Source organism: Paracoccus sediminicola (genome assembly GCF_027912835.1).
Taxonomy (GTDB): Bacteria; Pseudomonadota; Alphaproteobacteria; order Rhodobacterales; family Rhodobacteraceae; genus Paracoccus; species Paracoccus sediminicola.
The window spans coordinates 133307-146119 of sequence record NZ_CP115769.1 but is presented as its reverse complement, the minus strand read 5'-3'; the positions used below and the strand labels follow the sequence as shown (position 1 = coordinate 146119).

Annotated in this window: 16 protein-coding genes and 1 pseudogene; 11 read left to right on the top strand and 6 right to left on the bottom strand. The window is 64.8% G+C overall.

Features of this window, described 5'->3' with window-relative positions:
• Positions 1-176: 176 nt before the first annotated feature.
• Positions 177-470 carry a type II toxin-antitoxin system VapC family toxin gene (locus PAF18_RS16395; RefSeq protein WP_090525737.1) on the top strand — a complete coding sequence of 98 codons (294 nt, stop codon included), beginning with the start codon at positions 177-179 and terminating at the stop codon, positions 468-470.
• Here PAF18_RS16395 and PAF18_RS16390 read toward each other — a convergent pair.
• Positions 467-1516: a tyrosine-type recombinase/integrase gene (locus PAF18_RS16390; RefSeq protein ID WP_090525736.1), complete on the bottom strand. Its 1050-nt coding sequence runs from the start codon at positions 1514-1516 to the stop codon at positions 467-469. The genes PAF18_RS16395 and PAF18_RS16390 overlap by 4 nt on opposite strands.
• Positions 1517-1557: 41 nt before the next feature.
• Here PAF18_RS16390 and PAF18_RS16385 point away from each other — a divergent pair, with 41 nt between their 5' ends.
• The 8 genes from PAF18_RS16385 to PAF18_RS16360 all read left to right on the top strand — a co-directional run bounded on the left by PAF18_RS16385 (position 1558) and on the right by PAF18_RS16360 (position 5375).
• Positions 1558-1794, top strand: a complete 237-nt coding sequence (locus PAF18_RS16385) for a FitA-like ribbon-helix-helix domain-containing protein (protein ID WP_036743548.1) — start codon at positions 1558-1560, stop codon at positions 1792-1794.
• Positions 1791-2249 carry a type II toxin-antitoxin system VapC family toxin gene (locus PAF18_RS16380; RefSeq protein WP_090525735.1) on the top strand — a complete coding sequence of 153 codons (459 nt, stop codon included), beginning with the start codon at positions 1791-1793 and terminating at the stop codon, positions 2247-2249. The genes PAF18_RS16385 and PAF18_RS16380 overlap by 4 nt, the downstream gene beginning before the upstream one ends.
• Before the next feature lie 143 nt (positions 2250-2392).
• Positions 2393-3409 carry a DUF1403 family protein gene (locus tag PAF18_RS16375; protein ID WP_271118196.1) on the top strand — a complete coding sequence of 339 codons (1017 nt, stop codon included), beginning with the start codon at positions 2393-2395 and terminating at the stop codon, positions 3407-3409.
• Positions 3410-3490: 81 nt separating this feature from the next.
• Positions 3491-4201, top strand: coding sequence for an IS6 family transposase (locus PAF18_RS16370; RefSeq protein WP_271118195.1), 711 nt, complete (start codon positions 3491-3493; stop codon positions 4199-4201).
• 92 nt (positions 4202-4293) lie between these two features.
• Positions 4294-4641 carry an IS5 family transposase gene (locus PAF18_RS17575; RefSeq protein ID WP_434802272.1) on the top strand — a complete coding sequence of 116 codons (348 nt, stop codon included), beginning with the start codon at positions 4294-4296 and terminating at the stop codon, positions 4639-4641.
• A gap of 20 nt (positions 4642-4661) precedes the next feature.
• On the top strand, positions 4662-4916 hold the full coding sequence (locus tag PAF18_RS17570) for a transposase (protein ID WP_434802271.1): 255 nt from the start codon (positions 4662-4664) through the stop codon (positions 4914-4916).
• A complete protein-coding gene (locus tag PAF18_RS17565) occupies positions 4820-5050 on the top strand; it encodes a transposase (protein ID WP_434802275.1) in 231 nt (76 codons plus the stop codon). Before PAF18_RS17570 ends, PAF18_RS17565 begins: the two co-directional genes overlap by 97 nt.
• A 181-nt stretch (positions 5051-5231) precedes the next feature.
• Positions 5232-5375 carry a hypothetical protein gene (locus tag PAF18_RS16360; RefSeq protein WP_271118194.1) on the top strand — a complete coding sequence of 48 codons (144 nt, stop codon included), beginning with the start codon at positions 5232-5234 and terminating at the stop codon, positions 5373-5375.
• A 508-nt stretch (positions 5376-5883) separates the two neighbouring features.
• Here the strand turns inward: PAF18_RS16360 and PAF18_RS16355 are convergent.
• The 4 genes from PAF18_RS16355 to PAF18_RS16340 are packed head-to-tail and all read right to left on the bottom strand — an operon-like array spanning position 5884 to position 11164.
• Positions 5884-7014 (bottom strand): glycosyltransferase, encoded by a 1131-nt coding sequence (locus PAF18_RS16355; RefSeq protein ID WP_271118193.1) that lies wholly within the window; start codon positions 7012-7014, stop codon positions 5884-5886.
• Positions 7014-7997, bottom strand: a complete 984-nt coding sequence (locus tag PAF18_RS16350; RefSeq protein ID WP_271118192.1) for a glycosyltransferase family 2 protein — start codon at positions 7995-7997, stop codon at positions 7014-7016. The genes PAF18_RS16355 and PAF18_RS16350 overlap by 1 nt, the downstream gene beginning before the upstream one ends.
• Positions 7900-9135 (bottom strand): glycosyltransferase, encoded by a 1236-nt coding sequence (locus PAF18_RS16345; protein ID WP_245727388.1) that lies wholly within the window; start codon positions 9133-9135, stop codon positions 7900-7902. The genes PAF18_RS16350 and PAF18_RS16345 overlap by 98 nt, the downstream gene beginning before the upstream one ends.
• Before the next feature lies 1 nt (position 9136).
• Positions 9137-11164 (bottom strand): HAD-IIB family hydrolase, encoded by a 2028-nt coding sequence (locus PAF18_RS16340; protein ID WP_176805211.1) that lies wholly within the window; start codon positions 11162-11164, stop codon positions 9137-9139.
• 115 nt (positions 11165-11279) lie between these two features.
• Between PAF18_RS16340 and PAF18_RS16335 the strand changes: the two genes are divergently transcribed.
• Complete coding sequence (locus PAF18_RS16335) at positions 11280-12080, top strand: sulfotransferase family protein (RefSeq protein WP_245727389.1); 801 nt, start codon at positions 11280-11282, stop codon at positions 12078-12080.
• Positions 12081-12265: 185 nt separating this feature from the next.
• A pseudogene (locus tag PAF18_RS16330) lies at positions 12266-12418 on the top strand (recombinase family protein); the annotation flags it as partial.
• Here the strand turns inward: PAF18_RS16330 and PAF18_RS16325 are convergent.
• Positions 12349-12609, bottom strand: coding sequence for a hypothetical protein (locus PAF18_RS16325; protein WP_271118243.1), 261 nt, complete (start codon positions 12607-12609; stop codon positions 12349-12351). The pseudogene PAF18_RS16330 and the gene PAF18_RS16325 overlap by 70 nt on opposite strands.
• Between the last annotated feature and the right edge of the window lie 204 nt (positions 12610-12813).

Sequence of the window (12813 nt, the reverse complement as noted above, 5' to 3'; positions counted from 1 at the left end):
CGGTGAGGTGCAAAACGATCTAATCTTGAACGCGTTCAAGATCGACTTGCGGGTGCTGGGCCCGAACGATGTCGGGCCCAATTCTTCAGATCAAGCGGCGTCTTTGGGACCCCAAGGATGATGGCATTTTCATTCGAAATCCTGTAGCAGGGCTTTCACGAAACAACAGCTTGGCAATGCCGTGCCGCGAGGTGATGGTGGAACTGGTCTGGGTGCTCGAGCGCGCCTATGGGCTGTCGCGATCCGAGATCGCGGGTGAGGTCGACGGGCTTTTGTCAGCGCGCGAGATCGTCGTCGAAGCGGCAGAGCGCGTCGGACGGGCGGTCGAGCGCTACCGGCAAGGCGGAGCGGGGTTTTCGGATCACATGATTGCGCTTGCGGGCCATGAGGCAGGTTTTGGCGAGGTCTTCAGCTTTGACCGAAAGGCGACCGCACAGGCGCGTATGAGCATCGTACCCAAGCAATTCTAGTCCCCCAGCAGGTTCGCGGCGGGGTTATCGGTGATTTCGACATCGGCGTAATAGGCCTGTGCCTGGCCGGGATCGCGGTGCAGCGACAGCTGCATGGCGGCGGCGAGCGGCGCGCCATCCAGCGCCGCCTGCGTCAGGAATCCCGCGCGCAAACCGTGCGGGCTGGCAAAGTCCCGTGGATAGCCGGCCAGTTCTAGGCGATGGGCGACGATCTCACGGAACCCGCCCGGCGTCAGGCGACGTTTCAGCACCCGGTCGGCTTGGCTGACCGGACGGAAGAGCGGCCCACCGATGATTCCGGCGGCCTCGATCCAGGCCAGCACCGAGCGTGCCGGAAACCCTTTCAGCGGCAGCCAGGGAGCCTGATCGAGCGTGGTAGTCTTGGTGTGCAAGAGGCGAATACGGATCAGCCCGCGCTCCGCCATTGGCCGGGCGTCGATATCGTCGAGATTCAGCGCCGTGACCTCGGAGCGCCGGCGCCCGCCGCTGGCCCAGGCCAGCGCCAGGGCGGCGTGATCTCGCAGGTCGCGCCTCACGCCGGTGCGGCAGGTCGCCAGCATCGCCCTCAGCACCTCGCGAGTGATCGGGTTTTCGGATTTGCGCTGGCGCGGCCGGGCCACGGCCCGCCGCGCCTTGATGCGGGCTTCCTTGATCAGCGGCGCGTCAAAGGGAGAGCGAAGGTTCTTCATCCGGTGGAAGGCACGCCAGCTTGCGATGCGGCGATCCAGTGTCGACGGGGCAGGAGCGGCGTATCCGCGCCTCAGTCCCGCGGCCACCAGGGCCTCGGCTGCCTCACGGGCCGGCCCGGTCGCGTCGCGCAAATCCCGCGCATGATCGAGGATGAAGCGCAGCGCCACCTCTTCTTCCTCGGGCCAGGCGAGTGCGGCACCGAACGCAGCAGCCTTCCAGGCCCCGATATAGGCCAGATCCTGTTCATAGGCGCGGAGCGTGTTCTCGGCCGTGCCCCGGCGGAAGAGATCCGTCAGCGCGTCCTGGTCGGCGGGCGTGAGCGACGACGGGAGGGGCAGGGGTTGAAGTTGTGACATCAGGTTGCTATCATTGATAATGGATTGATGGAGAACGAGCCATGGCACAGCTGATCGTGCGGGATGTCGACGAGACCACGGCGCAGGCCCTGCGGCTGCGGGCGGCAGCCAATGGCCGCTCGGTCGAGGCCGAACACCGGATGCTCTTGCGCGAGGTGCTGGGCACGCCCGGCCAGTCCGAGGACTTCGCAGCGGCGGCGGCCCGGTTGCGGGCCCGCCTCGATCGCGGCACCGACAGCGCCGCGCTGGTGCGCGCGGGACGGGACGCGCGCGCGTGAGCGACGCCGTCGCCGGGCCAAGCTCCGGACCCTGTGTGGTCGATGCCAGCACCGCGCTGAAATGGGTCCTGCAGGAAGAGGGCAGTGAAGCTGCCGTCACGCTGCTCGACGGACGGCCACTTTACGCCCCGGCTCTGATCTACATCGAGGTCGCGAATGCGCTGTGGTCGGCCGTACGGCGGCAGCGACTGCTGCCGGAAGAGGCGGCCGATGCCCTCGACCTGATCACCCGGGCGCCGCTGCGCCAGGGAGCAGAGGATGCCTCCCTGGCACAGCGGGCGCTGCAGCTGTCGCTCCTCCTGGATCATCCGGTCTATGACTGCAGCTATCTCGCCCTGGCGATGCGGCACAAGGTGCCGGTGGTGACCGCGGATCGCCGCTTTGTCCGGGCCGCGGCGGCGGTGCCCGAGGCCGCGCCCTTCGTTCGCCAGTTGGGCGATTCTGCGGCGCATTGAGGCTCTCCCTGACCGGTTTCCCCTCCCATGATAGCGGAATGTCGGTCCTTCTTCAACACTATCGATAATAGCATCTTATCGACAGTAATAAAGGAAAAAGAAACATGCTTCAGTGATCCGCAGTTATCATCTATTATGCGGATATGAGCGATTTGGACGACTACTGGTTTGATCCATTGGACGATGCAAATCCGGCCGATCCGCCCCTGCCGCGGGCGGATCGGCGCGCTTTGGTCGATCCCACTGCCTGGCGCGCGGCCGAGGCGGCTTGCGCCGTGGACCTGGCGCGGGCCGCGCAGGCCATCGGCCGGTTGGACGGGCTGCTGGCAAGTCTGGACGAAAAAACGCGCCGCGGTCTGATTGCCCGGCTGGCATTCAGTGAGGTCGTGTCCATGCTCTGGGCCGCGGGGACGCCGATCCCGCAAGACGTGCTGATCCGCGACCTGGCCGATGCGCCGTCCTCGGTCGACCTGGAAGCGCTGGCTCTGGCCCGGTGGGCCATCGGGCGGTTGCAGGGCAGGGGGCGTCTGGAGGCGTTGCGGGATTTCCTCGGGCTGCACCGGGGGGGGCAGGGGCGGGGCGACAGCGACCTGCTGCGCCCGACCGGAGCCGATTTTGACTCCGAGACCGAGGGGTTTGCGGCGGGACTTGCCGCACTGGAGGGGTGCCATGCGATCACCCGGGCAGCGTTCGGATGCCGGCTCTGGCGGCTTATCGATCTGTCGCCGGACGGGCACCAGCTGGAAGCGATGTGCTGGGCGGCACGGGCCATGGCGGACAGCGCGGGGCCGCTGGTGATGGTGCCGATGGGACAGGCCGGGCGGCGAGTTTGGACGATAGGTGGTGATGCGGAAGAATTTCTGAGGGCGTGGTGCGGGGCCATTGCGGCCGGCTGCGAGGCGGGGTTCCGCGTGATCCGGCAGCTGATGGACTGGGCAGATCGGGCCAGGCGAACGACGGCGAGGATCAAGGGCAGCAATGCGGAATTGGTGATCGATGCGCTGGTGGTGCATCCAGTGGTTTCCGCCGCTGCGCTGGAAGCCGAAGCGGCGATCAGCCGCGATACCGCCGAGCGGCTGCTGGCGCGCTTGCAGGGACTAGGGCTGGTGCGCGAGATCACGGGCGGAACGCGGTTCCGGCTGTGGACGGCGGTGCTGTGACCACAAGCCCGGCCGTCGTCTCGCCCCAGCACCGGCATTGCCAAGTTGTTGTGTCGTGAAGCCCCTGCTACAGGATTTCGAATGAAAATGCCATCATCCCTGGCGCGCCTTAAGGGCTTCCGCTTTCCCCGCGAGATCATCGCTTATGCCGTCTGGGCCTATCATCGCTTCGCTCTGAGCTCGGCCGACGTCGAGGACCTTCTGGCAGAGCGCGGCGTGATCGTCAGCCGCAAAACCGTCCGGCTGTGGGTCAACCGGTTTGGCGCGCATTTCGCCAATTGTATCCGGCGTGACAGGCCCGCGCCGTCGGACAAGTGGCATCTGGACGAGGTCGTCATTCCAATTCGTGGCAGGAAGCACTGGCTCTGGCGGGCGGTTGACGCCAATGGCGACACGCTCGACATCCTCGTGCAAACCCGCAGGAATGCCAAGGCGGCAAAGCGCTTTCTGGCAAGGCTCATCGCGCGTTTCGGGCGGCCTCGCGTTGTGATCACCGACAAGCTGCGCAGCTATTTTGCGCCGCTCCGGAACCTGGCTCCCGGCGCCGACCATCGGGCGCACAAGGGCCTGAACAACCGCATCGAGGGCTCACACCGACCAACCCGAAAGCGCGAGAAGATAATGGGGCGCTTCAAATCTCAACGACAGGCGCAGAGGTTTCCCGCCGCCCATGACCAGATCAACGCTATCTTCAAACCCCGCCGCTATCGCCTCACCGCCAACTCCTATCGTCATGCAAGGGCAGATGCGTTCAGCCTCTGGGACGACTATGCCCGCGAGATGACCGCGTGACCGGCTTCACACAGACTGCAACACACTAGGGTCAGGACCCATTGATTTCCGTCTAGGGGCGTGATTCAGGGCTCGAAAAACGAGCGGTGAACATGTCTGATCTTTTCTGGTTGAGCGACGCGCAGATGGCACGTCTTGAGCCCTTCTTTCCAAAGTCCCACGGCAAACCCCGCGTCGATGATCGGCGTGTGTTGAGCGGGATTATCTTCATCAACCGCAACGGGTTACGGTGGCGAGATGCCCCTGCTGCCTATGGCCCTCATAAGACGCTTTACAACCGCTGGAAGCGGTGGAGTGACAAGGGTGTCTTCGCCCGGATGATGGCCGGTCTGGCCGCCGAGCACGGCGAAAAGAAGACTGTGATGATCGACGCCACCTACCTGAAGGCCCACCGAACAGCGACCAGCATGGGCGTGAAAAAGGGGGGCGTGGACGCCTGATCGGCCGCACCAAGGGCGGCATGAATACGAAGCTGCACGCCATCTGCGACAGCGAAGGCTGGCCCCTGAACCTGTTCGTCACGGCGGGTCAGGTCAGCGATTACATCGGCGCAAGAGCACTGCTGAGCAGCCTGCCAGATGTCGACTGGCTGCTTGGGGACCGAGGATATGATGCCGACTGGTTCCGGGAAGCATTGAAAGACAAAGGGATACACGCCTGCATCCATGGTCGGAAGCAACGGAAGAAGACCGTCAAATACGACAAGCGCCGCTAAAACGACGCAACCGGATCGAAATCATGTTCGGCAGGCTCAAGGATTGGCGGCGAGTAGCAACACGTTACGACCGATGCCCGAAAGTCTTCCTCTCAGCCATCGCTCTCGCGGCAACCGTCATCTACTGGCTATGAGTCCTGACCCTAATGGAGCACGGTAAGATAAATGTAAGCGGAGCGTTGCGAATTTTGTCGACAACAAGATGGCACACCGCTCGCGCTGTTCTCACTGGCCTCGAACAGCGCGGGATACTCGACTATATCTCAAGTGGGAAAGCGCGAGATGCGCATTCCCATTACAAATTGGCGATCAAAGATGGATGAAAAAGGCAAAGCCCAACTCGACAAGTTCAAGGAAGCAGCCCGCCAGCTAGAGACGGACGACGACGATGAACGATTTGAGGAACGGCTCAAGCAGATCGTGAAGCAGAAGCCGGACGACAAGAAATCGTCCGACTGATCCGGCTTGTCACACAGGTTGATGATGGCCCATGCGGAATGGGTGTGTCAAATGTACAATCGCCTAAAAATAGCATGAATATGGCTTCGGTAATCCATCGTGTGAAACAAAAGCGATGATAGTAACGTAACGTCATACTTGGCCGTGGCCGAAGTGCGACGCCCTGTGCGCCAAGGTCAGAAAACAGGCGCTCCTGATACGTCTGGGAATTGCGAACTGAGAAAAACCCGTCCGTGTGCGGCTGAAGTTTTTGGCTGCTCTGGCAGAGCGCCTTTGCGCGAATGCGCTCGTCGCGGCAGAACGGCGTGTCGATGCCTGGATCGTCGGTCGGCTGGACGATGACATGCGAAGGTGGCTCGATGGACTTCTGGCCGAAGATGCGGGCGGCTCGGTCACGCGGTTCGTCTGGCTGCGTCAGCTCGAGATCGGACGCTGCCGCGTGACCTACCTGCGATCTGGGGGGCGGAGTAACCCGAACCCTCGGGCCTCGCCCGCGATCGCGGCGGGGTCAGATCGTGACCATGGCGGACACGGCGGGCGGCAATTCGACCGGCTCGAAGGTAATGTCGGGGGCGGGGCTTTTGCGGGCCAGGGTCGCGCGGGTATAGAGGCTCTCGTAACCATCCAGCATTCTGTCCCGGCTGAACAGGCGGCGGACGCGGTTATGCGGGCGGTGGCGCGAGATCGCCATTGCAGTCAGCAGCGCCCGTGCCAGCCCCTTGGCATCCTCGGGGGCGGCGAATGCGCCGCAATCGCCGATCACCTCTTCGGTCGCGCCGATACGGGTACTGGCGACCGGCAGGCCGCAGGACATCGCCTCGATCGCCACCAGCCCGAAAGGCTCCTGCCATTGCGGCGTGAACAGCATGGCCGAGGCCGCGCCGATCCTGTCTGCCAGATCGTGCCCCGACAGATGACCGCCATAGCGGATGCTCTCGCCCAGCAGCGGGCGCAGCCGGGTTTCGAAATAACCGCGATGTTCGATGGTCCCGAACAGCGTCAGCGGAACGCCCGCGATGCGCGCCGCCTCGGCGGCCAGATGCGGGGCCTTGTTGGGTGTGATCCGCCCGGCCCAGACCGCGCTGCCATCGCCCTCTGCACGAAAGGGCCAGTCGGCCATGTCGATGCCGTTGCCGACCACCGCAGCCTGCGGCGGCGCGCCCTCGGGCCACCACAGCGCCGCCTGCGAGGATGAGCAGACGGTGAACAGGTTCCACGGCGCGACCGAGGCATGGACCGCGCGTTGCAGCGCGCCGAAGGGCGGAACGTGCAGCGAGGTGACCGTGGCCTGCCGCGCCACCTGTGCATATCGCAGGGGATAGCGGTGCAGGCTGTTGTTGTGGACCAGATCGAACCCGCCCTCGCGGATGGCCTCGATACAACCCGCGAAGGCCCGGTCGATGACCGCATTCAGCGCATCCGTGCCATGACAATCGTGCCACGGGTAATCCGCGTCGTAATGGCGCGCGATGATCGGATGGACCGGCAAGCCCGGATCGCTGTCACCCGATGCGAACAGCGTCACGTCATGTCCGCGCGCCATCAGCCCGCGCGTCAGATGCCAGGCATGAGCCTCCATCCCGCCCATGAACGGGGGCGCGATGGGGTGGCGGATATGGGCGATGACGGCGATCCGCATCAGACCGTCTTCGCGACAAGAAATTCCGCCTGCGCCGCCTCGACCTGCAGGCGACGGGCCTCGCCCGACCGCTGCGCAGGGGCGATCGCCTGCAGCCGGTCGATCACCCGACGGGTGTTGGCATAGGGCATGTGGGGTTCCTGCCGGCACAGCGCGAAATCGCGTTCGTCAGGCTCTCGCAACACGATCAGCCCGTCCGGGCCGTTCTCGATCAGGCCCATCAGGCGGAAGGCGTAGAGCCAATGCTCCATCGTGCGATGCCCCCATTTCGAGGCGAAATATTCCGCATTCCGGATCACCGAGGGGATCTGGTGGATCGGCGGCATGCAATGGGGGTGATATTGGTGATAGACCCGCGCGCCCTTCAGCCACCAGATACCGATCCCGCGTTCGGCAAGGGTGCGACCGAAATCCGTATCCTCGCCGCCATAGCCCAGATAACCCTCGTCGAACCCGCCCGAGGCGTTCCAGTCGTCGCGATGGATGGCGAAGTTCAGCGACCAGAAGCAGCGGTAATCCTGACATTCGCGCAGCCCGGATTCGGGCGGGGCCTGCCGGTCCGAATGCCGCACGCCCAGCCTGTCGAAAAGGGCGAAATCCAGCCCCGCCGCCTCGGCCCCGTCGGGCAGATACTGCACCTCGCCCATCAGCAGGCCCCGCCCCGATTGCGCGGCGGCGGCGTAATCCGCGATCAACCGGGGCGCGGGGATGCAATCGACATCCACGGAGACCAGCACATCGCCCAAGGCCGCCCGTGCCGCCGCATTGCGAGCCGCCGAAAGCGGCAGCGCGCCATCTGTGGCATCGATCGGGATCTGGCGCAGCGGGAAGTCGGTTTCGGGCAGGTGCTCGTAGGGCTCGGCCTGCATCACCGCCACGATCAGTTCATCCGGCGGCGTCGCTTGCGCCTGAAACCCGCGAATGACGTTCGCCAGATGGTCGGCGCGCCCTGCGGCAATGGTCAGGGCCGAGATCGTGGACATTAGATGTTCCTTTCCTGCTGTCGGTCGATGGGGTCTGGCCCCAGATGCGGTCGCACAGGCGCGTCAGCCACCGGGCGGTCGCTGGCGCGGCGTCCTCTCCTGCCAATCGCCGCTGGATGGCGGCGTCGTGCGTTCGTTCGGCCTCGGCCAGCGCGGCCTGCCAGGCATGGGCCGAGGCAGGCAGATAGGGCAGATGCAGCGCCGCCCCAGAACGGCCAATCGCCCGCGCCTTGTCCTGCTGTTCGTCGAAATAGCGCCACTCGGGCACGACGATCCAAGGGCGCGCGGCGGCCAGCACCTGATGGCAGGTGGTGTTGCCTGCGGAAGAGACGATCAGATCGGCGGCGGCGATATGCTCGGCCGCGTTGTCGACCCAACCCGCCAGATGCAGATTGGCGGGCAGCGTGGCGTGCCAGTCGCGCTGGATCTTGCCGATAACGATCCAGTCCATATCCGGGAAGGCGCGGGCAGCGACGCCAAAGGCGGCATCGGCCCAGCCATCGCCGCCCCCGCCCGACACCACCACGGCCAGCTTGCGACCCGGCCCGATACCAAGCGCGCGGCGTGCGGCATCGCGGGCGGGGAGCGCCGCATTCACCCCGATGCCCGGCGCGTGAAAGGTCAGCGCGCGCATCCAGTCGGGGCGGTCCGGGTTGTCCAGATCGGCATGGAACGGCGCCAGCAGACCGGCGGCACCGCGGTAGGCGGCCATATGGCCGGGATCGCTGCGGTCGCCATGTTGCAGGATCTTCACATGCGGCACCGAGCACAGCCGCGCCAGTTGCGCAACCTCGGCGCTGACATCGCTGATCATCAGCGCGGGATCGGCCTCGTGAAACCAGCGCGTCATGGTTGCCATCGCCTGACGGATCGTGGGCCAGCCGACCGGCGCGCAATGCATCGTGTCTGGCGTGGCGATCCAGTCGGTCCGGGGCAGCGGTCCCGCGGGCGGTTCGAACAACGACGGGATGATGACGATCTCGACCCCCGGTCCGAGGGGCGGGAAGATGTCGTCGCGGGCGCAGAAGATGGTGACGGGCCGGTCCTGCGGCAGAGCATTGACGATGGCCGCGCAGCGTTCCGCATGGCCCCGTCCCTGATGGTGAACGAAATATCCGATGGGGCGCGGGCTCACCATCCTATTCCGCCGCGATGGGATGGTGGCGGGTCAGGCCGAAGCGTTGCATCCCGTCCAGAACGCCCAAGGCATGATCCTGCGCGCTGCGATAGGCCAGCCGCGCGGGCGCGACCTCGGGCAGCGCATTCGCAGGGACGATCGCGCGACGGAAGGCCGTCAGCATGTCCAGATCGTTGCCGCTGTCGCCCGCTACGACACAGTGATTGTGATCCAGCCCCAGCCTGCGCGCCTCGAACCGGATCGCCGCAGCCTTGCCCGCCCGCGCCGGCAGAATGTCGATCAGCCGGTCATGCGACAGGATCACCTGCGCGGGCAGCGCCGCCTCGGCCAAGGCCTCGCGGATGCGGTGGCGGTCACTGGCCGTGCCGAAATAGCTGAGCTTCCACGGGCGCTGATCGTGACGCGGCTGTGCGGTCAATGCCAGACGGTCAAGCGTCCGCAGGATCGCCGAGCGGTTCCATCCGTCCGAGATGAAATCGGCATAGGCCTTGCAGGGCTGCAGCTGGCCGTGCTCGCCCCACCGCCAGATCTCGCTTCCGACCGAGGCGATGAACAAATCGGGCGCAGGCAGGTTCCACGCCGCAAGAACTTGCCGCGCCTCGGTGACGGACCGTCCGGTGGCGACGGCGAACAGGATATGCGGATCGCGGCTGGCGCTCCATTCCGCGAAACGCTGCGCACCGCGCGCGCAGCCGGTCAGGGTGCCGTCGATATCGCTGGCAAGGATCGTGTGGGAGCGCGACGGTTGCGGGCGGTCACGGCGCAGATCGGCATAGACGGCAGCGACGCCATCGGCCCACCGCGCCCAACTATAGAGACGCCCTGCCCGTTCGGTAGCCTCGGCCACACGGGAATCGCGCTGCGAGTCGTCCAGAATGCTGCGGATCGCATCGGCGATGGCGTGCGTATCGCGCGGATCGACCAGCGCGCCATAGCCCAGACGATCGACGATATCGCCCGGGCCCCCGTTCTGCGTCGCCACCACCGGAACCCCGGCCTGCGCCGCCTCGATCACGGTCAGCCCGAAGGGCTCGTGCAGCGCCGGGTTGACGAAGACCCCACCCCTTGCCGCCAGTGCATAGAGCGAGGCGATATCGGCCTGATCGTGGTGACGCGGCAGCGCGACACGACCCCACAGATCGAAGCGGTCGACCAGATCGAACAGCTCGGCCACTGTCTGTGCTGTCTCGGTCTCGTCAGGGCGCAGACCGTCTCGCAACCCGGCCACGATCACCAGATTTGCGCGGTGCTGCAGATCGGGGTCGTTTGCATAGGCCCGCACCAGTGCCGGAAGGTTCTTCTTGCGGATCGGGCGAGCGATAGCCAGCAGGATGGGCTTTTCGGGATAGCGCAGAAAGGGAGCGATCAGTCGCCGCGCCGGGCGCAGGTCGTCGGTGCGCACCGCAAGGACGCCCGGACCGATGCGATGGGTCCGGCCCTCGGCGGTCGGATCATGGGCGGGGATCTGACGCTCGGCCTCGTCCCGTGATGAGGCGACGATGGCCGTGGCATTTTGGATCGCCCTTTCCTCCCGCGCGATACGCCGCTGCAAGGCCGCGCTTTGCGGGTCCGGGGCCTTGTCCAAGGCCAGAGAATGACTGGAGAAAACCCAAGGAATCCCGAATCGGGCCCGCGCAGCGGCGGCGAGTTCGGCCGCGTCCGAGAAATGCGCGTGGATCACATCCGGAAGGGTGTCACTTCCCGCCAAGAGGTCCAGAAAGGCGTCGTTCAGGGCGGGTATCTCGGCCTCCAGCGCCTCTTTCGACAGATAGGCCAGATTGGCTGTCCTCAGGCGGCGGATGACGCAGCGCGGGGCCACAATTTCGGCAGTCCGGGCGTGGATCGGGTCCAGCCCGTGACCGGAAAAGGCCCGCGTTACGATATCGACCTGATCGACATCCTCGCGCGCCGCCTGAGCCAGCGCCGCGCCCAGAACATAGGCGATATGGCCGCCCGTATCCTCGGTCACGCCATAGCGGACAGGCGGCGCCTTCAGGCAGCCACCCAATGCGACATGCATGATACGCATGGACTTTTCCAATCGGTTTAAAGAGCGTGTGGGAAATGTCTTCCATTTTCGTGATAACGCGCCCATGCCGCATCGCAGTTCCCCGCCGCCCTACTTGATAAAAGCTAACACCGCCGTGAACGCATCCGACACTGCAATCCAACGCTATGTTTTCGTTGGCGGTCTTCACCGTTCCGGCACGTCGCTGACGGCGCGTATGATCGCGGGCCTGCACGATGTGGCGGCCATCAGTGATGCCCCGGTGCCCGAGAACGAAGGCGTCTATCTGCAGGGCGCGATCCCCCACACCGCGCTGCACGGTCGCCCGATGCATTTCGCGACCGATCCCCGACAGCATCTGGCTGAGGGCTGCCGCTGGGACCGGCTGGAGACCCGCCAGCGGATCGAGGCCGACTGGGCCCCCTGGTTCGGCAAGGGCCGCTGGCGGGTCGAGAAATCGCCGGTCAACCTGACCCGGATGCGGCTCTACCAACAGCTTTTCCCGCTGAGCCAGTTCGTCGTGGTGATCCGCCATCCCCAGGCTGTGGCGGCGGCGGTGTCGAAATGGGTGGATGCGCCGCAGGCGGTTCTGATCGATCACTGGATCGCGGCGCACCGGCAGTTGCGCAAGGATCTGGACCGTCTTCATGCGGTGATGGTGCTGCGCTACGAGGATCTCGTCCGCGCCCCGCAAGCCCATCTCTCTGCGCTCGCGGCGTTTCTGGATGTCGAGGACCGCAGCGTTGATTACGATATCCGCGACGGCAATCGCGACTACGCCTATCCCGTGGACCCCAACCCGTCGCAGTTGCAGGCGATGGCTGAGTGGGGATACGGGCCGGGCGGCACCCTGACCGTGCCATCGCGCCTGCTACGACATCCACTGCGACGGGTCGCAGAGCGGGTCGAGGCGGCGTTCTCTCAGGCGACCGGATAGCCCGTCTGACCCTGATGCCGACGCTCATCTTAAGTGGTCCACAACCCGTATTCGTCAAGCATATCCGCTGACGGGCGCGTCAAACGCAGCTAACCATGGAGCAGCTTGTCCGGTTGGTGCGGCTCGGGAAGGGTCTTCTTCAAATGCGCGATCACAACCTCTGCGCCGAACGGCTTGTTGATAAAGACGGCACCATCCCGATGGGAAAGATGTTCTTCAACATTCCTGCCACCTTCGGCGAGTTCGAGACTGACCTCATCCGCACCCGCTAATGTATGGCCATCGCCCGTGCCCAGGGCAAACTCCGGGGAAAGCTGTCGAAACTCGTGGAAAAAAAGAACTGAGTCGGATGGTTACCGTCCTGCGAAGGCGCTACGCCACGGTAGATCGCTTTCGCCACAATCGACAGAAGCACACCCATGGGCAGAACCACGATTGGCGTCAATCGGGGCGGTGGATTTTTCGGATAATCGTCGTCGAACAGCGCGTTGAGCGCGCTGCGCTGAGACCCATCGGTCAGATAGGTCACAACTCCGACTACACCTTCTATCCTACCATTTGCACAATAAAGACAAGACTCGAAATTTTCCAAGGCATGAATGGATTGGTGGTCTCCAGCCTTTTCTCTGGTCGCTGGAACAATCTCGGCGAGTCCCGAGACAAAGAGAAACCTCCCGCACGCCCTCCGGTATAATATGCGCCGTCCGGCTTCGTCATCTCAGCGTGATTGATG